Raw genomic sequence first — 19301 nt, 5'->3', positions numbered from 1 at the left:
TGGCCGCGTCGGGAGCGTCACAGCGGCAGTGTGCTGCGCTCGATATGCCAGCGCAGCTGCTCAGGACTGGCGCCGGACACGTCGTTGACCCGCCGCAGGGTAACTTCGCCCTGCACCGCACGTCCGCCGTCATCGATCCGCACCGACGCTGTATAGAACAGCGATCCTGCCGCGCCTTCCTGCTGTCCCTTGCCAAGCGTTACGCGCGGTTCGTGCAAACGGCCCCAGCGCTTTTCGAAGGCTTCGTTGCCAAGCCCGCTGCGCGCTCCGCCATCGCCCCAATAAGCGCGCACGGTACGCCAGTCCTTAAGCTCCACCGCCTTGGCCCAGTTGGCCAGAACCACCACCGGGTCGCGGTCGGTCGAGGGTGCAAACGCGGTCAGCGCCGAAAACGTCCGGGTCGCCGGATCGGAAGGCGCCGCAGCGGCAGGCCCTGAAGCAACAGGCGCCGGAGTCGCGCTGGCATCAAGCTCGTTATCGGCCTCGGTCGCGCCGAATTCGCTGGTGGGCAGGACGACGGTCTTGGACTCGTGCCGTTGACACCCGGTCAGGGATACGGCGAGAACGGCGACGGCAAGGGCTTTGGTCAGGATAGGGGACATGCCTGCATGACGCCCGACCCCGCGGATTGTTCCGCAAGCCGCAAGGTCTGCACCCGGTGCCGCAAACCTCAGGCCCGGATCAGCGTGCCTGCCCCGCGCGCGGTGAACACTTCCAGAAGCATGGCATGTGGCACGCGCCCATCGAGCACGACCGCCGCCTCGCAGCCCGCCTTTACCGCCATCACGCAGGTTTCCAGCTTGGGGATCATGCCGCCGCTGATCGTGCCTTCGGCAGCCAGCGCAGCAATGTCGTCCGGGGTCAGGTCGGTGAGCAATTGCTTGTTCTTGTCGAGCACGCCGGGCACGTCGGTCAGCAGGAACAGCCGCGCCGCACCCAGTTCGGCGGCGATCGCGCCAGCCATCGTATCGGCGTTGATGTTGTAGGTGCAGCCATCCTCGCCCACGCCGATCGGCGCGATCACCGGGATGATCCCGGCGGCGCTGGCGGTGTGCAGGATGGTAGGGTCGATGCGCGAGGGTTCGCCGACGAAGCCCAGATCCACCGACAATTCATCGCCGCTGTCGGGATCGATGATCACCTTCTCGACCTTGGTGGCGGTAACAAGCCCGGCATCCTTGCCCGAAATGCCCAGTGCCTTGCCCCCGGCGGCGGCGATCCAGCTGACCAGCTCCTTGTTGATCCGGCCCGAGAGCACCATTTCGGCAATCTCTGCCGTGGCAGCGTCAGTGACGCGCAGGCCATCGACAAACCGCGATTCGACGCCCAGCTTCTTCAGCATCGCACCGATCTGAGGTCCGCCGCCGTGGACCACCACCGGGTTGATGCCGATGGCCTTCAGCAGCACCACATCCTCGGCAAAGTCACGCGCCGCTTCGGGATTACCCATCGCGTGGCCGCCGTACTTCACCACGAAAGTGCGCCCGGCGTAGCGCTGCAGATAGGGCAGCGCTTCGACCAGCGTTTCCGCCTTGGCGAGCATCGATTGCCGGTAGGCGTCGGAGAAATCGAGGTTAGTAGCCATAGTGCCGCCCGCCATACGCTGCCGCCCGCGAATTTGAAGCGGATTCGTGCGTCGCCAATGCTGGCGCCCGCTCAGCGCCTTTGGGCGCAGCCCCTAGCCTGTAGCGTCAAGCCTGCGGCCCAGCCGCACCGCCAGCCAGATCAGCACCGGTACCATCACGGTCGACAGCGCCAGCTTGGCGATCACCTGGCTGGCCATCATCTGCCCGATCGGCAAGGCGGTGCCGTCCGCTCCGGCCACGCCCCAAAACGAGATGGTGATGAAAATCGCGGTATCGACCACCTGGCTGAGCATGCTCGCCAGCCAGGCGCGCACGATCAGTCCACTGCCAACACCATTGCCAACGCCAGCGCCTGCCAGTCGGGCAAAGACATAGACGTTGAGAATCTGCGAGGTGCCATAGGAAATCAGCCCGGCGAACTGCATCCGTGCGCCCTGCCCCAGAATCAGCGCGAATTCGGCCTGATGCGCCCAGATCGGGGCGGGTGGCACCACCTCGATCACCAGCTTGAGCAGGATCATCGAGAGGATCAGCGGAATGAAGCCATAGCGCACCAGCCGCCGCGCCACCTGTTCGCCGTGCAATTCGGTGACCGTGCTGGCCAGTACGACCAGCAACAGGAAGGCGAAGATGCCGCTTTCCACCGCCATGTCACCCAGCACCGGCCAATGACCAAGGTCGGCGATCTTGGTGCCCAGCACGCCTGCCAGCACCACCAGCCCGCCATAAAGCGGCGCGAATACGAACAACGAGCGGGGAATGGAAACGGATGCCGGTGGTGTCTGGGTCATCACAAAAGGACTAGCCGCATTTTGACCCGTCGCCAAATCCCGTTTACCCCGGCCATCCCTGCCCCCTTGCTGCGAGCCAGTACCCCCGCGATGTCGATCCTTCACAGTCTGTTCGGGATGGCGCTCATCCTGCTGGTTGCCGTGCTGCTGTCGTCCAACCGCCGCGCGATCCGCCTGCGGGTGGTGGCACCGGCCTTTGCGCTGCAGGCGGGCCTTGCCGCGCTGGTGCTGTATTTTCCGCCCGGCAATGCCGCGTTGCAGGGCGCCGCGCACGGGGTGGAGGGGCTGCTCGGCTTTGCCCGCGAAGGCGTCGCCTTCGTGTTCGGGCCGATCGCCTCGCCCGAGATCGGCGGGCGCAGCTTTGCCATTTCGGCGCTGCCGACGATCGTGTTCTTCGCCGCGCTGATCTCGATCCTCTACTACCTCGGGATCATGCAACTGGTGATCCGCTGGATCGGTGGCGGGCTTGAGCGCGTGACGGGCATCAGCCGGGTCGAGGCGCTGTGCGCGGCCTCGAACATATTTGTCGGTCAAAGCGAATCGCCGCTGGTGATCCGGCCCTATCTGGCGGGCCTTGCCCCCGCGCAAATGTTCTGCGTGATGACCGTGGGCATGGCGGGCGTGGCGGGAACCATCCTTGCCGCCTATGCCGCGATGGGTATCCGCATCGACTTTCTGGTCGCCGCTGCGTTCATGTCGGCTCCGGGTGGCGTGCTGATGGCCAAGCTGATGATGCCCGACGAACCGCCCGCCCCGCCTGAAATGTCGGGCGAAGCACCGCTCCCCAATCCGCATACCGGGGCAAATCGACAGGCCGACGTGGTCGATCCGGGCGAGGAGCGCCCCGCCAACCTGATCATGGCCGCCAGCCAGGGCGCGCAGACCGGGGTCAAGCTGGCCGTTGCCGTCGGTGCGATGGTGCTGGCCTTCGTCGCGCTGGTGGCGCTGGCCAACGGCGTGTTTGCGTGGGCAGGCAGTTGGTTCGGCCATCCCGACCTGTCGTTCCAGCTTGTGCTGGGCTACCTGTTCGCGCCGGTGTTCTGGCTGCTGGGCGCGCCGAACTGGGCCGAAGCGACGCAGGCGGGCGGCCTGTTCGGGGCCAAGATCGTGCTCAACGAATTCGTCGCCTTCATCGATCTGGGACAGGCCAAGACGCTGTCCGCACACACCGTGGCCATCGTCACGTTCGCGCTGTGCGGTTTTGCCAACTTCAGCTCGATCGCGATCCAGATGGCGGTGGCCGGCAGTCTTGCCCCCAACCAGCGCCCGGTGATCGCGCGCCTCGGCATCCGCGCCCTGACCGCAGGTGCCCTGTCCAACCTGATGAGCGCCGCGCTGGCGGGGTTGTTTCTGGGGCTGGCATGAACGAGCCCCATTCCTTCAGCTTGCGCGATGCCGACGAGGCGGCGGCCGAATCCCCTTACACCTTCTTCATCCCGCTACGGGAAGAGCGTGTGGCCGTCGTTCCCGGCGATCTGGTCAAGCTCGGTTTCGAGTACGAGTGGGAAACGCAGGACTATGGCGGCGAGCGGATGTGGGTGAAAGTGACCGGCAAGTCCGGCCTGCGGTTCACCGGCACGCTCGACAACGATCCCTATGAAAAGGGGCTGGAGCACGGACTCTCGGTCGATTTCGGCATTGAACACATTCTGGACATTCAATGGGCTGATCCGGCAGCGCACCCGCCGTTCCACGAGCACAGGACGTGGTTTGATCGCTGCCTCGTCGATGCCTGTATCGACGATGACGGCGTACCCGTGGAGTATATCTACCGCGAAGAACCCGACATGGGCGAGGAAGGGGACACCTACCCCGACAGCGGCTGGCGCATTCGCGGGCGCGACGGCGATCCGCGCGCTGCCCCGCTCGATGAACGCAAGCTGGAATACATCGCGCTGGGCAGGGTGCTGAACCGTGATGACAGCTTTCGCGATCTGCTCGATGCCCCGGTCGGCTCCGCCTTCATGCGCAACTTCGAGACCGGCAGGTACGATCCCTGCGGCTGACGATCAGCCGTTGGCCTGCGCCTTCAATTGATAGAGCAAGTCCAGCGCCTCACGCGGGGACAGCGCGTCAATGTCGAGGCCGTTGAGCCGTTCGCGCAGGGCGTCGACCTTTACCTCGGCAGCTTCGATCGCGGCGGCGAACAGCGGCAAGTCGTCGAGTCCCGCAGCCAGCCCCCCGGTGGCGGCGCGACCCTTTTCCAGCTTGTCGAGCACCGCCTTGGCGCGGCGGATCACCGGCTGCGGCACCCCGGCAAGGCGCGCGACGGCAAGCCCATAGCTCTTGTCGGCGGGGCCCTCAGCCAGTTCGTGCAGCAGCACCAGATCGCCCTTCCATTCGCGCGCACGCACATGGTGGAGCGAGAGCGCCGCACAGCTTTCGGCCAGCCGCGCCAGCTCGTGGTAGTGGGTGGCGAACAGGCACCGACAGCGATTGACCTCGTGCACCGCCTCGGCCACCGCCCAAGCCAGCGCCAGACCGTCATAGGTCGATGTGCCGCGCCCCACTTCATCGAGGATCACGAAACTGCGCTCGCTCGCCTGCGCCAGAATCGCCGCGGTCTCGACCATCTCGACCATGAAGGTCGATCGCCCGCGCGCCAGATTGTCGGCCGCGCCGACCCGGCTGAACAGGCGGTCGACCAGCCCGACCGTCGCGCTCTGCGCAGGCACGAAGCCACCTGCCTGGGCCAGCAGCACGATCAGCGCGTTCTGGCGCAAGAACGTCGATTTACCGCCCATGTTCGGCCCGCCGACCAGCCACAGGCGGTTGTCGGGAACCAGCGCGCAATCGTTGGCGACAAAGCGTTCGCCCTTGCCCGCCAAGGCCGCTTCGACCACCGGATGGCGCCCGCCGATCACATCGAGCAACGGCTCATCGACCACGCGCGGCAGGCTCCAGCCACCTTCGGCTGCGCGTTCGGCCTGACTGGCGGCCACATCGATGCGGGCAAGCGCGGCGGCAGTGGCAGCGATAGCCTCACGCACGGCGACCGCACGCGCGATCAAGTCCTCGAAATGGGCTTCCTCGGCCGCCAGCGAATGACCGCCCGATTCGGCGATGCGGCTGGCCTCTTCGTGCAGGGCCAGTGCGTTGAAACGCACTGCCCCGGCCATCGTCTGACGATGGGTGAAGCCTGAATCGGGCTGCATCAGCTTGTCCGCGCGCCCGGCGGGTACTTCGATGAAATAGCCCAGCACGCCGTTGTGGCGGATCTTCAGTGCAGGAATGCCGGTTTCGTCGCGGTATTTGGCTTCAAGCGCGGCGATCGCCCGACGCGAATTGCCCGAAGCCCGGCGCAGTTCGTCAAGCCCGGCATCATACCCTTCGGCGATGAACCCGCCCTGCACGCGCTCGGTCGGCGGCGCGGGAACGAGCGCGCGGGCGTAGAGATCGATCAACGCGCCGTGGCCGCCAAGGGCCGGCAGCAAGGCTTCGGCCAGCGCCGGCCGGTCGGGCCGGGCGAACAACAGGTCGCGCAACCGCGCCGCTTCCGACAGGCCATCGCGCAGCTGGCCCAGATCGCGGGGACTGCCACGCCCGGCGACAACCCGGCCGAGCGCGCGACCGATATCCGGCGCTGCGCGCAGGATCGCCCGGACATCCCCGCGCAGCAGTGGGTCATCGTGCAGCCAGCTGACCAGTTCCAGCCGTTGGCGGATGGCGCCGATATCGGTGAGCGGAGCCGACAGATCGTCGGCCAGCAACCGCGCGCCGGCGCCGGTGACGCAGCGGTCGATCGCTTCGACAAGGCTGCCTTTGCGCCCGCCGCCGCTGGAGACAAGGATTTCCAGACTGGAGCGCGTCGCCTCGTCCATCGCCATGTGGCTGCCCGATGCGCGCAGCACCGGCGGCAGCAACAGCGGCAGCCGCCCCCGGCCGACGTGGTCGAGATAGTCGATCAGGCCTCCGGCAGCGGCCAGCATCGCCCGGCTGAACATGCCAAAGCCGTCCAGCGTCGCCACACCATGCAGTTCGCGCAGGCGGGCGTCACCGCGATTCGAATCGAAGCCCGGCGCCGGTCGCACGATCGCTTCGGGCCACAACTCCGCCAGCCCATCGGCCATCACGACCTCGCTCGCGCCCAGCCGGGCCAGTGCCGCCCCGGCAAAGTCGGCGGGGCATTCTTCCAGCTCCATCCGGCCAGTGGAGATGTCGCAGGCGGCGATCCCGACCATCCCGCGCACTTCGCACAGCGCCGCCAGGACGTTGGCGCGGCGCGGTTCGAGCAGCGCTTCTTCGGTCAGCGTTCCGGCGGTGACGAAGCGCACGATGTCGCGCGCGACCAAAGCCTTGGAACCGGCGCGTTTGCGGGCTTCTTCAGGGCTTTCCACTTGCTCGGCTATCGCCACCCGGTTGCCCGCCCGGATCAGACGGGCAAGATAGCTTTCGGCCGAATGGACCGGCACGCCGCACATGGGAATCGGTGCGCCATCATGCTCGCCGCGGCTGGTCAGCGCGATGTCGAGTACGCGCGCGGCGATCTTGGCATCTTCGAAAAAAAGCTCGAAGAAATCGCCCATGCGATAGAACAGCAGGCAGTCGCCAGCCTGGGCCTTGAGCGCAAGATATTGCGCCATCATCGGAGTTGGGGCATTAAGGGTCACGTCGCTGGTGGCTAGACCAGTCAGGCGTGTTTCTCAAACCACCGCGACCGGATATCGACAATTCCGGTGCCACAAGGGGCGCTAAAGGGCTGATGCAAGTCCGTCAAAAAGGCTGGTTGCTAGATTTCAGGTCCGCGGCGCTGCCGTGGCTGTCGACCCCGGGCATGGCTTTGGCGGTCCTTTTGGTGTGCCTGCCGTTCGCGCTGGTCGAAGTGCCCCCGCTGGTCGATCTGCCCGGCCACATGGGCGCCGCCGCGATCGAGGCGGCTGGCCCCGGCAATCCGCTGGAAAAGTACTTCACGTGGAAGTGGGTGTTCACGCTGAACATCGGCGGTGGCGTGCTGATGAAAGTGCTGGGCGCGCAGTTCGGCATTCTGGCGGCAGGCTGGTGGAGCACGGTGCTGGCCACCGGGTTGTTTGCCGGTGGCTGTCTGGCGACGATCCGCGCCATCAATCACAAGGGCGGCCACGCAGCTGCCTGGGCGCTGATGTACGTGTTCAGCTTTCCGCTGCTGACCGGCTTCCTCAACTACATTTTGGCCACCGGCCTGTCGCTGACGGTGTTCGCGCTGGCGATCTGGCTGGAAAAGCAACCCGCCCGCCGGGCGGCCGTGCTGATCGTGGCGCAACCGGTGGCGATGTTGTGCCATGCCATCGGCGGCCTGCTGATCGCGCTGCTGGTCTCGGCCAATGCCTTCGGGCGCGAGGTCGATCGTCTTCCCGCTGGTTGGTGGCGCCCTTCGCAGAGCCGCACCGTGCTGGCGGGCTACGACTGGCGCGCCGCGGCCAAGCGGCTGGCGGTACTGCTGTGGCCGCTACTCGCCACCGTGGTCACGATCACGCTGTGGAAACTGTTTTCACCCGAGCCGGCGCGCAGCATGAACAACTGGCGCTGGGACCAGAAGTACTGGTACTTGGCGCTGACGTTGCGCGACCAGTCGCTGGTGCTCGATGCCATCACCACGATCGCTTGCTACGGCTTGATCCTGTTCGGCTGGATCGCGGGCGGACGTTTCAAATGGCATCAGTTCCTGCCCGGTTTTGCGGTCTTGGCGCTGTTCGTGGCGATTCCCAGCGACATCAACGGCAGCAACTTCGTCGACGTGCGCCTGCTGCCTGTGGCCTGCATGTTGCTGCTGGGCCTGCAGGACTGGAGCCGCGCCCCGGGCAACCGCGCGCGGATCGTCGCATACGCCGGGATCGCGCTGCTGGCTGTGCGGTTGGTCGTGACCGGCGCAAGTTTTGCCGACTACGCGCAGGATTACCGCAAGCAGCTGGCCGCGCTGCACATGGTCGAACCGGGCAGCCGCGTGCTGGCCTTTGTCGAACACTCCTGCCTTGACGAATCGTGGCGCAATACCCGGCGCGATCACCTTGCCAGCCTTGCCAGCCTTTATCGGCAGGCGTGGGTGAACGACAACTGGGCGGTGCCGGGCCTGCACATGGTGATTCCGCGTTTCCGTCCGGGCCGCAATTTTACCGCCGACCCGTCCGAGTTCGTGTGGTCGCAACGGTGCCAGGGGCGGCGCTTGCGCAGTGTCGACAACGCGCTGAAGTACGCCCCAATCGAACGTGTCGACTACGTATGGCTGATCGATACAGGCCTGCCCAACCGCCCCGATCCGCGCCTGCAACTGGTCTGGCAGGATGGGCGCAGCATGCTGTTTGCCGTGCGTCCGCTGGGCTTTCCAACATGGAAGGCGCGCGATTTCTGATCGCTGCGGTGTAGTTACACCCCCTGGCCACATCCGACCATGCACAAAACCGCAACTGTCCATGCTGATAAACGCATGGGCAAGCGCTTGACGTAGCGGCGGCGCTCGGACAGGGATCAAGCTCCATCGGCGCGGCCGTTGATGCCGCGCATCTGGCCAAACCGACCGTATCCGGGGAAAAATGATGTCCGAGGAAAGCAACGTCCGCTTCACTGAGCGCGAGGCGCTGTTTTACCACAACACCATCCGCCCGGGTAAGATCGAGATCATCGCCAGCAAGCCGATGGCGACGCAGCGCGACCTGAGTCTGGCCTATTCCCCCGGGGTTGCCGTCCCGGTGCGCGCGATCGCCGACGATCCGGCAACCGCCTATGACTATACCGCCAAGGGCAACCTGGTCGCGGTTATCTCGAACGGCACCGCCATTCTGGGCATGGGCAACCTTGGCGCGCTGGCATCCAAGCCGGTGATGGAAGGCAAGGCCGTGCTGTTCAAGCGCTTTGCCGACGTCGATTCGATCGACATCGAACTGGCCACCGAAGACCCCGATGCCTTCATCGAGGCGGTGGCCCTGATGGAGCCGAGTTTTGGCGGCATCAACCTTGAAGACATCAAGGCACCCGAGTGCTTCATCATCGAGCAGGCGCTGCGCGAACGCCTGAAGATCCCGGTGATGCACGATGACCAGCACGGCACCGCGATCATCTCGGCCGCCGGACTGCTCAACGCCTGCTTCCTCACCGGGCGCGAGCTGAAGGACGTCAAGGTCGTCGTCAACGGCGCAGGCGCGGCGGCGATCGCCTGCACCGCGCTGATCAAGGCGATGGGCGTGGCGCACCAGAACGTGATCATGTGCGACCGTTCGGGCGTGATCTATCGTGGCCGCGAAACCGGCATGGACCAGTGGAAGAGCGCGCACGCGGTCGACACGCCCGCCCGCTCGCTCGAAGAAGCGCTCAAGGGCGCGGATATCTTCCTTGGCCTGTCGGCCGCCGGTGCGCTCAAGCCCGAATGGGTGATGGAGATGGCGCCCCAGCCGATCATCTTTGCCATGGCCAACCCCGACCCGGAAATCACCCCGCCCGAAGCCAAGGCGGCGCGGCCCGACTGCATCGTCGCCACCGGCCGTTCGGACTATCCGAACCAGGTCAACAATGTTCTCGGCTTCCCCTTCATCTTCCGCGGCGCACTTGACGTGCGGGCGACCGCCATCAACGAGGAAATGAAGATCGCCGCCGCGCGCGCGATCGCCGAACTGGCGCGCGAATCGGTGCCCGAGGAAGTGGCCGCCGCTTATGGCCAGAACCACGCGTTCGGGCTGGATTACATCATCCCTGCCCCGTTCGACCCGCGCCTGATGGAGGTCGTCTCCTCGGCCGTGGCCAAGGCAGCGATGGATTCCGGAGTCGCGCAAAAGCCGATCGAGGATTTCGACGCCTATCGCAACACCTTGAAGGCGCGGTTGAATCCGACCACCTCGGTGCTGACCAATATCTATGCGCAAGTTAAGGCCAATCCCAAGCGGGTGGTCTTTGCCGAGGCCGAGAACGAGGTGGTGCTGCGCGCGGCCATCCAGTTCCGCGATTTCGGCTATGGCACTCCGGTGCTGGTCGGCCGCACCCCGGCGGTGCTCGACAAGCTGGTGGAGCTGGGCGTCTCGAACCCCGAAAGCTACGAAATCCACAACTCTACCGTCTCGCCGCTGGTGCCCGAGATGGTCGACTTCCTCTACCCGCGCCTGCAGCGTCGCGGTTTCATGACGCGCGACGTGCAGCGCATGGTCAATAACGAGCGCAACGTGTTCGCTTCGCTGCTGGTCGCGTTGGGCCATGCCGACGCGATGATCTCGGGCATGACCCGCACCTTTGCGCAGACACTGACCGAAGTGCGGCGCGTGCTCGATCCCAAGCCCGGCCATCTGGCCTTCGGCATCCACCTCATGGTGGCCAAGAACTATACCGTGTTTCTGGCCGACACCACGGTGAACGAGCGGCCGAGCGGCGAGGAACTTGCCAAGATCGCGATCGAGACCGCCGCCGTCGCCCGCCGCATGGGCCACGAACCGCGCGTGGCGTTCCTGTCGTACTCCACTTTTGGCAACCCCTCGGGCCGCTGGCTCGATCCGATCCGCGAAGCGGTGGCCATCCTTGACGCGCAGGATGTGCCGTTCGAGTACGAAGGCGAAATGGCGCCCGATGCCGCGCTCAACCCCAAGGTCATGGCCGCCTATCCGTTCAGCCGTTTGTCGGGCCCGGCCAACGTGCTGATCATGCCCGGTCTGCAATCGGCCAACATCTCGGCCAAGCTGCTGCGCGAACTGGCGGGCAACGCCGTGATCGGCCCGATGCTGATCGGCATGGAAAAGCCGGTCCAGATCGCCCCGATGACCGCGCTCGCGCCCGACATCCTGACGCTGGCCGTGTTGGCCGCGGCAGGCGTGGCTGGCTGATTCTGAGCGGGGCGGTTCAGCAAACTCGCCGCCCCGTACCCTCACACACAACGTCACTCCGGGCTTGATGCGGGGCCCCGAATCAAGCCCGGGGTGACGAGGCCTCTGAATTCACTGTTTGCGGTCGGGTTTTCTGCAAAGTTTGATGCTGAGTCGATCCTGCCGGCAAGTTTCAGTGACAGGAATTCTGAGAGTGGTGCAGGCCTCGGCTCCCCTCAAATCAACCCGGCCAGCGGGCTGCTCGGGTCAGCATACTTGCGCGTGCCCATGCGGCCTGAGCGATAGGCTTCGCGGCCTGCTTCCACCGCCAGCTTCATGGCGCGGGCCATGCGGATGGGGTCTTTGGCTTCGGCGATGGCGGTGTTCATCAGCACGCCGTCGCAGCCCAGTTCCATCGCCACCGCCGCATCGCTGGCGGTGCCGACGCCTGCATCGACCAGCACGGGCACTTTGGCACCTTCTACGATCAGGCGGATGGTCACGCGGTTCTGGATGCCAAGTCCCGAGCCGATCGGTGCGCCCAGCGGCATCACCGCCACGGCGCCCGCATCTTCCAACTGCTTGGCCGCGATGGGATCGTCGGTGCAATAGACCATCGGCAGGAAGCCTTCCTTGGCCAGGACTTCGGTGGCGCGGATGGTTTCGATCATGTTGGGGTAGAGCGTGCGCGCCTCGCCCAGCACTTCAAGCTTGACCAGATCCCAACCGCCCGCCTCGCGCGCCAGCCGCAAGGTGCGGATCGCGTCCTCGGCGGTGAAGCACCCTGCGGTATTGGGCAGGTAGGTGATCTTCCGGGGGTCGATGAAGTCGGTCAGCATCGGGGCCTTGGGGTCCGACACGTTCACGCGGCGCACCGCGACGGTGACGATATCCGCGCCCGAGGCTTCGACCGCAGCGGCGTTCTGGGCAAAGTCCTTGTACTTGCCGGTGCCAACGATCAACCGCGAACGGAAGGTGCGGCCAGCAACGGTCCAGGTATCGTCATCAATCTGCCCACCGCCGACGAAGTGGACGATTTCCAGCACGTCGCCATCGCCAAGCGCCACATCCCCCAGAGTCGAGCGCGGCACGATCGTGCCGTTGTGCTCGACCGCGACCTTGGCCGGATCGAGCTCCAGCGAGCGGACCAGATCGGCAATCGTGCCGGGAGCGGAACGGCGCGGTTCGCCGTTGACGATGAGCGAGAGTTCGGTAGCCATGGCGCCGCTTTAGCGGGGCCTCGCCACCTTGCAAGCATACAGCGGGGCAGCGAAGATCGCGACCCGGCGTTTGTGGGTCAGCAAGCGTTGTGGCGGATGTTGACGAGATGCGCGGCGGCCAGCAGCACCACGCCGCAGACCGTCAGCACGACTTCTGCCGTGCCATGCCCGGCGATCACCGCGCTGGCCATCAGCGCGATCCCTGCAAGCCCCAGCGCCAGCGGCAGCTTGTGGCCATGGCGCAGCGCACCGATGCCGATGGTTGCGACGCCGATCAGCACGGCCAGCATCAGCCCATAGCGGTGGATTTCGGGCGATAGCAGCAGCCCACCGCCGATCCCCAGCATGCCGACAAGGAACAATCCCGCAAGGCAATGGACCAGACACAGGCCTGAAAGCAGCACCCCCATGCTGTCCAGTCGCCGGGAGACCGCCTTTTGCGGCAGGATGGGGAAAGGCTCGGTCATCGCCGTCGCGATATATGTGATAGTATAACATCGCACAAGGGGCTTGGTGCGTTCGCGTGGCAAGTCGGCGCCGCGCCTGCCCATCGGGGCGAGTGCATCCGCACCGCACGCAATTCCGGCTTGCGTGCGGCACAATGGCGCAGCAATGCACGCGTCATGTCCAACGCTGCTGCCTCTCCCTCGTTCGCATCGTCTCCATCCGCCCTGCCCGGCCAGCCATTGGCGCTGGTCCGCTGGCTGAGCGTGGTTGCGGCCATCATCATCGCGATGGTCGTGGTCGGCGGGATCACGCGGCTGACCGAATCGGGCGTGTCGATCACCGAATGGAACGTTGTTTCGGGCACCCTGCCGCCGCTGACCGATGCCCAGTGGCAGGCCGAGTTCGCCAAGTACCGGCAGACCCCGCAGTTCCTGCTGGTCAACGGGCCAGCCGGAATGACACTGGCGACGTACAAGTTCATCTTCTTCTGGGAATGGGTGCACCGGCTGATCGGACGGACGATCGGTCTGGCGTTTGCCGCGCCGCTCGCGTGGTTCTGGCTGCGTGGGGCCATTCCCGCAGGGTACAAACCGCGCCTGCTGGCTTTGCTGGCACTCGGCGGATTGCAAGGGGCCATCGGGTGGTGGATGGTCAAGTCGGGCATCGTGCATGACGTGAAGGTCAGCCATTACCGGCTGGCGGTGCATCTGGTGGTGGCGCTGGCGACCTTGGCGGGTGTGGTGTGGACCGCGCTCGACTTGCGCGCGCTTGCCAAAGGACAGCCCCGCGCGCGCCTGACGCCGTTTGCCGCGCTGGTGCTGGCAGCTCTCGTCCTGCAACTGGGCTACGGCGCGCTGCTGGCAGGCTTGCGCGCGGGCGTCGTCGCCGGAGCCGGATGGTTCAGCCTTGATGCCTGGCCGCTGATGCAAGGTGCGTTCTTCCCCGCTGGCATCGACTGGTCGCTAGGGCCGGTCCATGCGTTCACCAGCGATCCCTACCTTGTCCACTTCATCCATCGGTGGTGGGCGTGGGTGCTGGTGGCAGCGCTGATCCTGCTGGCGCGCAAGGTACGCAGGGCCGGACATCGCCCCGTCTCGATCGCGTTGCACAGCGCTTTCGGCACGCAAGTCCTGCTGGGCATAGCCACTGTGTGGAGCGGCGTCGCCCTGCCGCTGGCTGCGCTTCACCAGTTGGTTGGCGCGGTGTTGGTGGTGGCCACGACATGGAGCGCGCACGCGCTCGGAAGGTCGCGCTGACGGGTGATTTTGCTTCAAGGTATTATTTTACCTCCTCGCAAACCCGCGCCAAAGCTTGACTTGCGCAGGGCTTTGCAACAAAGGCGCGCTTCCTCGCCGGTGGCGTGCGGTTTTCCTGGCGGAGATTCGCGCAAGGTCCGGTGAACACGAAACCCTAGGGAACCGAACCAGCCATGAAGGCGCTCAGCAAGGTCACCCGGTCGATCAAACCGGCCGAGGTGGAAAAGAAGTGGCATCTTATCGATGCCGAAGGTCTGGTGGTCGGCCGTCTGGCTGTCATCATCGCCAATGTTCTGCGCGGCAAGCACAAGCCGAGCTACACCCCCCACGTCGATTGCGGCGATCACGTTGTCGTGATCAACGCCGACAAGGTGAAGTTCACCGGCAACAAGCTGAAGAACAAGGTCTATTACAAGCACACCGGCTATGCCGGCGGCATCAAGGAAGTGACCGCAGCCAAGGTGCTGGAAGGTCGCTTCCCCGAGCGCGTGCTTGAAAAGGCTGTGGAACGCATGATCCCGCGCGGGCCGCTCGGCCGTGCGCAAATGCGTGCTCTGCACCTCTACTCCGGCGCGGAACACCCGCATGCCGGTACCCAGCCCGAAGCGTTCGATGTCGCTTCGTTGAACCGCAAGAACAAGGTGGGTGCGTAAGACATGGCCGACACCGATACCGTATCGAGCCTGGCGGATCTGGCCAACCTGACCGCCGCTGCTCCCGCTGCAACCGACGATTCGTCGGCTGCGGTCGATGCACCCTTCGTTCCTTCTGCCCCCCCGGCACCGCTGCGCGATCGTGAAGTCGACGCGCAGGGCCGCTCGTATGCCACCGGCCGCCGCAAGGATGCCGTGGCCCGCGTGTGGATCAAGCCCGGTTCGGGCAAGATCACCGTCAACGGCCGCGATCAGGAAGTGTACTTCGCACGTCCCACGCTGCGTCTGGTGATCAACCAGCCGTTCGACGTCGCTGACCGTTCGGGCCAGTACGACGTGATCGCCACCGTCAAGGGCGGCGGCCTTTCGGGTCAGGCCGGTGCCGTCAAGCACGGCATCGCCCAGGCGCTGACCAAGTTCGAGCCTGCACTGCGCAGTGCGGTCAAGGCCGCCGGCTTCCTGACCCGCGACCCGCGCGTCGTGGAACGCAAGAAGTACGGCCGGGCCAAGGCTCGCCGCAGCTTCCAGTTCTCGAAGCGCTGATCTTTCGCGCTTCTGGCAACTGCTGCAAGACAAGGAAAAGCCCGGCCTCACCGCCGGGCTTTTTCTTTGCTCTGACGATTGGGCCTTGCGAAGTTGCGCTATGTCACTGACCGGATCCGGCAGCCTGATCGGTAAGCCCATCTTAATCGCCAGAGCGCAGGATCGCGGCCATGCTGTTTCCCGGCCCCAAGCTCAACACGGTGTTTGCCAGCCGATGGAAGGCTCTGCTGTGGGCCGCCGGTGTCCTGCTGACGGCCTATTGCACCGTTCCCAGCCGCGAAGAGACCGACGCCGAGGACGGTGCCGCGCATCACGGCCAAGGAGCCCCGGCGAAATCGCCATGGGCGCTTGATCCGGCACAGGCCAAGCCGAAGTCCTGATCGGCGCCTTGGCAGGCAAGGACGGCACCTTTCTTGACCCAGACCGCCGCGATGGCCTTGAGGGATTGCCCCCGGCTCTGCCGCTGCTATCGCATATCAGGATGATCCCGGACCGGAATTGTCGGGATGGACAGGGCGCGGCAAGTGATGGGGCATCGGGTGGGATTGCGCTGGTGGCAGGCGGGGCTGCTTGCCGCGGCATTGCTGACCGCTATCGGCCTGTGGCTGCGTCAGGCCAGCTCATCGCTGGTCTTTGACGAATACGCCTCGCTCTACTTCTCGGACCAGTCCTTCGGCCGTCTGTGGGGCTGGTGGTTGCTGCGCGAAACCAATCCACCCTTGTTCTATTCGCTGTTGCGGGTGTGGCGCATGGTCGTGCCCGAAACCGATTGGGCGATGCGCGCGCTGCCGCTGCTGATCGGTTCCGTCCACCTTGCGCTGTTCACCCGCTTCACCTGGCGCCGGTTCGGCTTTGCCCCGGCGCTGCTGGCGGTCATGCTGTTCGCGCTATCGCCCGCCGATGCCTATGCCACGGCCTATGTGCGCGGCTATGTGCTGGCCAAGCTGGCGATACTGATCTCGTTTACCGGACTGTTGAGTGCGATCGACGGCCGCGATGCGCGATCGGTGCGGATCGGCTGGCTGACATACGGTCTTGCGGCCACGGTGGCGATCTATTGCCACACCACGATGGTGCTGTGGCCGGTGATCGCGACTATCGCGGTCTTTGCCGACGCGGCACTACGCCGCGACATCGCGCCAGCCAGATTGGCGCAGTTGCTTGCGGCCAACGTGGCCGTGGCGCTCGCCTCGTTCTGGGTGATCGTGATCGCACTGGTCCAGTTGCGCCAGCACACCGCGAACATCGACTGGCTGCAACCACTTGCGCTGGTCGACTACCAATCCACACTGAACCTGCAATTGCTGACCGATGGCACGGTCAGCACCGCGCTGATGGCGGCGCTGGTGGTGATTGGAAGCTGGCGGAACTTTGACCAGCGGGTTGTGCGGTTGAGCGTGTTCATCGTGGTCGCGACACTGGTAGTGTTCAAGGCGGCCGATGCGGTCCATCCCATCACCTCGGACTACACGCTGCACTGGTGCGCCAACTTCACCGTGCTGCTGGCGGCTTCATCGTTGCACGCGCGGCGTCTGTGCGCCGATCTGGCCGGGCGCTGGCTCCATGCCATCAGCGTGGCGTCGATCTGCATCAGCCTGCTGGTGTCGGGCCTGATCGACTTGTTCCTGTTCGACTGGATCTCGGTTCCGCAAGACTGGCGCACCACCGTGCGCACCGTGGCGGCAACGCCCCATGCAGCGCTGCTGGCCAGCCACGAATCGATCGGCGTGATCCTGCAGCAGGCGTGCCACCTCGAATTCAAGGGGGCCGAGTGTCCGTTCCCGCTGGTGGTCATGGCCGACCCCAAGCCAACCGACAACTGGGCGTTCGGCGGCTATCGCGGAGCGCTTGTCGCCCCGGACAAGGTGCGCGCGGCGCTCGGCGATGTGCAAGTGGTCTATGCCTTTAGCCGCTATTTCTACACGCCCCTGCAGCATCTGGGCCTTGATCCGGGTGACTATCCCGAACTGCAGTGGGACGATGGTGAGTTGATCGGACCGATCCCGATCGCCGCTTTCGACCCGCCTGCCACCGGTGAGCCGCCACGCGTGCCCGACTACACCGCCGAATATACCGGCGGCGCAGACGATGACGACGCCGAAGATGGCGCGGACGATGGCGCTGGCGGATAGGCCCGTTTCATTCTGCCGCAGCGTTGCGCTTCATGCTTTCGGCCATCCGCGCGAGCTGTTCGGGGGTCGCTTCGGTCTGGTAGCGCTCTTTCCAGTCGGCGGCGGGAAGGCCGTGGATCACTTCACGCGCGGTCGCCTTGTCGAACCCAGCACCGGATTCGTTGATCCAGTCGGCCAGGCAGTTGCGGCAAAAACCCGCCAGTCCCATCAGTTCGATGTTCTGGGCATCGTGGCGATGGCGCAAGTGCCGGACCAGCCGACGGAAGGCTTGTGCCGCTACGGCATCGGGCAACGAATCGAGCGGATCGGATGCATTCGTATCCATGTCAAAAGTCCTGAGGGAATTGGGCCTTGGGTTTTAAGGATCCATAGGCCATACGCCAGCCGCATTCCAAGCCGCACCTGTGGCCCGTGTCGGGCCTGTCACCCTGCCCAAAGGAGATAGTCGTGGCGACCTCGGAACCCAATCACAAGCCGCGCGGACGTATGGTCAAGATTCTCGCCACGGTCGGCCCGGCCAGTCGTGCGCCCGAGATGCTCGAAAAGCTCTATCGCGCCGGCGTCGATGCCTTTCGCGTGAACATGAGCCATGGCGATCACGCGACCCACGCCCAGACCATCGCCGATATCCGTGCGCTGGAGGAGCGGGTCGGTCGCCCCGTCACTGTCCTGTGCGATCTGCAAGGCCCCAAGCTGCGGGTCGGCACGTTCAAGGATGGCCGCGCCGTCATCCGCCATTCGGGCCACTTCACGCTCGACCGCAATCCCGAGCCGGGCGATGAAAACCGCGTCTGCCTGCCGCATCCCGAACTGTTCGGCATCCTGCAGAAAGGCCAGCGCCTGCTGATCGACGATGGCAAGCTGCGGCTCCGGGTGATCCGCGCCAGCGCGGACGAGATCCTGTGCTCGGCCGAAGTTGGCGGCGTAATCTCCGACCGCAAGGGCGTGAACGTACCCGACGCGGTGGTGCCTGTGCCCGCACTGACCGAGAAGGACCGTCGCGATCTGGCCTTTGCGGTCGAGCACGGCGCCGACTGGATCGCGCTGTCGTTCGTGCAGCGGCCCGAGGACGTGGCCGAGGCGCGCCGCCTGATGGGCGGTTACGGCGCCCTGATGGCCAAGATCGAGAAGCCGGCCGCAATCGGCCGTCTGGACGAGATCATCGAGCTGTCCGATGGCATCATGGTGGCACGCGGCGATCTGGGCGTCGAACTCAATCCCGAAGAAGTGCCGCCGCTGCAAAAGCGCATCGTCGAAGGCGCTCGCCGTCAGGGCAAGCCGGTGGTTGTCGCCACGCAAATGCTCGAATCGATGATCGAGGCGCCCACACCGACCCGCGCCGAAGTCTCGGACGTCGCCAACGCGGTCTATGACGGCGCCGATGCGGTGATGCTGTCGGCCGAAACTGCCGCCGGTGCCTGGCCCGAAGAAGCGGTCACGATCATGCACCGCATCGCGACGCAAGTTGAGCGCGATCCGGGCTATGCCGCGCGCATCCATTTCATCGAAACCCAGCCCGATCCGACCACCGCCGACGCGCTGGCGCAGGCGGCCGCGTCGATCACCGAGACGCTGCCGATCGCCGGGATCATCGTGTTCACCGGCTCAGGCTCGACCGCGCGGCGCGTGGCGCGCGAACGGCCCGGCGTGCCGATGCTGGTGCTGACGCCTGCGGTCAAGACCGCAAGGCGCCTTGGCCTGCTGTGGGGCGCCCACGCGGTCAGCACCAAGGACATCGGCAGCTTTGAAGAAATGATCGCCAAGGGCAAGCGCATGGCGCTGCGCCATGGGTTCGGCACCGCCGGTTCGAAACTGGTGGCGCTGGCCGGGGTGCCATTCGGTACGCCGGGGGCGACCAACCTGCTTCATGTGGTGACCCTGAGCGGCAACGAACTCGAACGCTACGGCGAATAAGGCCAG

General features: G+C 65.5%; 17 protein-coding genes. 10 read left to right on the top strand and 7 right to left on the bottom strand.

Translation table 11 applies throughout. The features are described 5' to 3' along the window. Positions 1-17 precede the first annotated feature (17 nt). From LDN95_RS10815 to LDN95_RS10805, 3 genes are all read right to left on the bottom strand, one after another. Positions 18-602, bottom strand: a complete 585-nt coding sequence (locus LDN95_RS10815; RefSeq protein ID WP_226017689.1) for a hypothetical protein — start codon at positions 600-602, stop codon at positions 18-20. Positions 603-670: 68 nt separating this feature from the next. Further along, positions 671-1585: an acetylglutamate kinase gene (gene argB, locus LDN95_RS10810; protein ID WP_226017688.1), complete on the bottom strand. Its 915-nt coding sequence runs from the start codon at positions 1583-1585 to the stop codon at positions 671-673. A 93-nt stretch (positions 1586-1678) separates the two neighbouring features. Next, the gene (locus LDN95_RS10805) at positions 1679-2377 is read right to left on the bottom strand and encodes a queuosine precursor transporter (RefSeq protein ID WP_226017687.1); all 699 of its coding nucleotides are present in this window, start codon (positions 2375-2377) and stop codon (positions 1679-1681) included. Between the two features lie 90 nt (positions 2378-2467). On the opposite strand from LDN95_RS10805, the gene LDN95_RS10800 reads away from it, so the two are divergent. Both LDN95_RS10800 and LDN95_RS10795 read left to right on the top strand, forming a co-directional pair. Beyond that, positions 2468-3742: a NupC/NupG family nucleoside CNT transporter gene (locus LDN95_RS10800; RefSeq protein WP_226017686.1), complete on the top strand. Its 1275-nt coding sequence runs from the start codon at positions 2468-2470 to the stop codon at positions 3740-3742. Further along, the gene (locus LDN95_RS10795; protein ID WP_226017685.1) at positions 3739-4383 is read left to right on the top strand and encodes a DUF2185 domain-containing protein; all 645 of its coding nucleotides are present in this window, start codon (positions 3739-3741) and stop codon (positions 4381-4383) included. The genes LDN95_RS10800 and LDN95_RS10795 overlap by 4 nt, the downstream gene beginning before the upstream one ends. Before the next feature lie 3 nt (positions 4384-4386). Here the strand turns inward: LDN95_RS10795 and mutS are convergent, their stop codons facing one another. Beyond that, entirely contained in the window at positions 4387-6963 is a 2577-nt protein-coding gene (gene mutS, locus LDN95_RS10790; RefSeq protein ID WP_226017741.1) for a DNA mismatch repair protein MutS, read from the bottom strand. A 188-nt stretch (positions 6964-7151) separates the two neighbouring features. On the opposite strand from mutS, the gene LDN95_RS10785 reads away from it, so the two are divergent. After that, positions 7152-8702 carry a hypothetical protein gene (locus LDN95_RS10785; protein ID WP_226017684.1) on the top strand — a complete coding sequence of 517 codons (1551 nt, stop codon included), beginning with the start codon at positions 7152-7154 and terminating at the stop codon, positions 8700-8702. Between the two features lie 184 nt (positions 8703-8886). Further along, positions 8887-11151, top strand: coding sequence for an NADP-dependent malic enzyme (locus tag LDN95_RS10780; RefSeq protein WP_226017683.1), 2265 nt, complete (start codon positions 8887-8889; stop codon positions 11149-11151). A gap of 215 nt (positions 11152-11366) precedes the next feature. Here the strand turns inward: LDN95_RS10780 and thiS are convergent, their stop codons facing one another. Then, the gene (thiS, locus tag LDN95_RS10775; protein ID WP_226017682.1) at positions 11367-12350 is read right to left on the bottom strand and encodes a sulfur carrier protein ThiS; all 984 of its coding nucleotides are present in this window, start codon (positions 12348-12350) and stop codon (positions 11367-11369) included. Positions 12351-12427: 77 nt separating this feature from the next. Beyond that, on the bottom strand, positions 12428-12817 hold the full coding sequence (locus LDN95_RS10770; protein WP_226017681.1) for a MerC domain-containing protein: 390 nt from the start codon (positions 12815-12817) through the stop codon (positions 12428-12430). 156 nt (positions 12818-12973) lie between these two features. Here LDN95_RS10770 and LDN95_RS10765 point away from each other — a divergent pair, with 156 nt between their 5' ends. The 5 genes from LDN95_RS10765 to LDN95_RS10745 all read left to right on the top strand — a co-directional run bounded on the left by LDN95_RS10765 (position 12974) and on the right by LDN95_RS10745 (position 17381). Continuing rightward, positions 12974-14053 carry a COX15/CtaA family protein gene (locus LDN95_RS10765; RefSeq protein WP_226017680.1) on the top strand — a complete coding sequence of 360 codons (1080 nt, stop codon included), beginning with the start codon at positions 12974-12976 and terminating at the stop codon, positions 14051-14053. 173 nt (positions 14054-14226) lie between these two features. Further along, positions 14227-14706, top strand: a complete 480-nt coding sequence (gene rplM, locus LDN95_RS10760) for a 50S ribosomal protein L13 (protein ID WP_226017679.1) — start codon at positions 14227-14229, stop codon at positions 14704-14706. A gap of 3 nt (positions 14707-14709) precedes the next feature. Further along, a complete protein-coding gene (rpsI, locus tag LDN95_RS10755) occupies positions 14710-15249 on the top strand; it encodes a 30S ribosomal protein S9 (protein ID WP_226017678.1) in 540 nt (179 codons plus the stop codon). Between the two features lie 170 nt (positions 15250-15419). Continuing rightward, a complete protein-coding gene (locus LDN95_RS10750) occupies positions 15420-15629 on the top strand; it encodes a hypothetical protein (RefSeq protein ID WP_226017677.1) in 210 nt (69 codons plus the stop codon). 126 nt (positions 15630-15755) lie between these two features. Further along, positions 15756-17381: a glycosyltransferase family 39 protein gene (locus tag LDN95_RS10745; RefSeq protein ID WP_226017676.1), complete on the top strand. Its 1626-nt coding sequence runs from the start codon at positions 15756-15758 to the stop codon at positions 17379-17381. A 7-nt stretch (positions 17382-17388) separates the two neighbouring features. Here LDN95_RS10745 and LDN95_RS10740 read toward each other — a convergent pair whose 3' ends face one another. Beyond that, positions 17389-17706, bottom strand: a complete 318-nt coding sequence (locus LDN95_RS10740; protein WP_226017675.1) for a DUF1244 domain-containing protein — start codon at positions 17704-17706, stop codon at positions 17389-17391. A gap of 161 nt (positions 17707-17867) precedes the next feature. On the opposite strand from LDN95_RS10740, the gene pyk reads away from it, so the two are divergent. Beyond that, the gene (pyk, locus tag LDN95_RS10735; protein WP_226017740.1) at positions 17868-19295 is read left to right on the top strand and encodes a pyruvate kinase; all 1428 of its coding nucleotides are present in this window, start codon (positions 17868-17870) and stop codon (positions 19293-19295) included. The last annotated feature ends 6 nt before the right edge of the window (positions 19296-19301 follow it).

Origin of the sequence: Novosphingobium sp. FKTRR1, assembly GCF_020404405.1 — a bacterium.
Taxonomy (GTDB): domain Bacteria; phylum Pseudomonadota; class Alphaproteobacteria; order Sphingomonadales; family Sphingomonadaceae; genus Novosphingobium.
Note: the sequence above shows the minus strand (reverse complement) of the source record. Positions and strands in the feature narration are given on the sequence as shown.

What these genes read in the sequence shown, in the direction of transcription:
- LDN95_RS10815 (WP_226017689.1), bottom strand. Translation starts at nt 602, where the DNA reads ATGTCCCCTATCCTGACCAAAGCCCTTGCCGTCGCCGTTCTCGCCGTA.
- argB (WP_226017688.1), bottom strand. Translation starts at nt 1,585, where the DNA reads ATGGCTACTAACCTCGATTTCTCCGACGCCTACCGGCAATCGATGCTC.
- LDN95_RS10805 (WP_226017687.1), bottom strand. Translation starts at nt 2,377, where the DNA reads ATGACCCAGACACCACCGGCATCCGTTTCCATTCCCCGCTCGTTGTTC.
- LDN95_RS10800 (WP_226017686.1), top strand. Translation starts at nt 2,468, where the DNA reads ATGTCGATCCTTCACAGTCTGTTCGGGATGGCGCTCATCCTGCTGGTT.
- LDN95_RS10795 (WP_226017685.1), top strand. Translation starts at nt 3,739, where the DNA reads ATGAACGAGCCCCATTCCTTCAGCTTGCGCGATGCCGACGAGGCGGCG.
- mutS (WP_226017741.1), bottom strand. Translation starts at nt 6,963, where the DNA reads ATGATGGCGCAATATCTTGCGCTCAAGGCCCAGGCTGGCGACTGCCTG.
- LDN95_RS10785 (WP_226017684.1), top strand. Translation starts at nt 7,152, where the DNA reads ATGGCTTTGGCGGTCCTTTTGGTGTGCCTGCCGTTCGCGCTGGTCGAA.
- LDN95_RS10780 (WP_226017683.1), top strand. Translation starts at nt 8,887, where the DNA reads ATGTCCGAGGAAAGCAACGTCCGCTTCACTGAGCGCGAGGCGCTGTTT.
- thiS (WP_226017682.1), bottom strand. Translation starts at nt 12,350, where the DNA reads ATGGCTACCGAACTCTCGCTCATCGTCAACGGCGAACCGCGCCGTTCC.
- LDN95_RS10770 (WP_226017681.1), bottom strand. Translation starts at nt 12,817, where the DNA reads ATGACCGAGCCTTTCCCCATCCTGCCGCAAAAGGCGGTCTCCCGGCGA.
- LDN95_RS10765 (WP_226017680.1), top strand. Translation starts at nt 12,974, where the DNA reads ATGTCCAACGCTGCTGCCTCTCCCTCGTTCGCATCGTCTCCATCCGCC.
- rplM (WP_226017679.1), top strand. Translation starts at nt 14,227, where the DNA reads ATGAAGGCGCTCAGCAAGGTCACCCGGTCGATCAAACCGGCCGAGGTG.
- rpsI (WP_226017678.1), top strand. Translation starts at nt 14,710, where the DNA reads ATGGCCGACACCGATACCGTATCGAGCCTGGCGGATCTGGCCAACCTG.
- LDN95_RS10750 (WP_226017677.1), top strand. Translation starts at nt 15,420, where the DNA reads ATGCTGTTTCCCGGCCCCAAGCTCAACACGGTGTTTGCCAGCCGATGG.
- LDN95_RS10745 (WP_226017676.1), top strand. Translation starts at nt 15,756, where the DNA reads ATGGACAGGGCGCGGCAAGTGATGGGGCATCGGGTGGGATTGCGCTGG.
- LDN95_RS10740 (WP_226017675.1), bottom strand. Translation starts at nt 17,706, where the DNA reads ATGGATACGAATGCATCCGATCCGCTCGATTCGTTGCCCGATGCCGTA.
- pyk (WP_226017740.1), top strand. Translation starts at nt 17,868, where the DNA reads ATGGTCAAGATTCTCGCCACGGTCGGCCCGGCCAGTCGTGCGCCCGAG.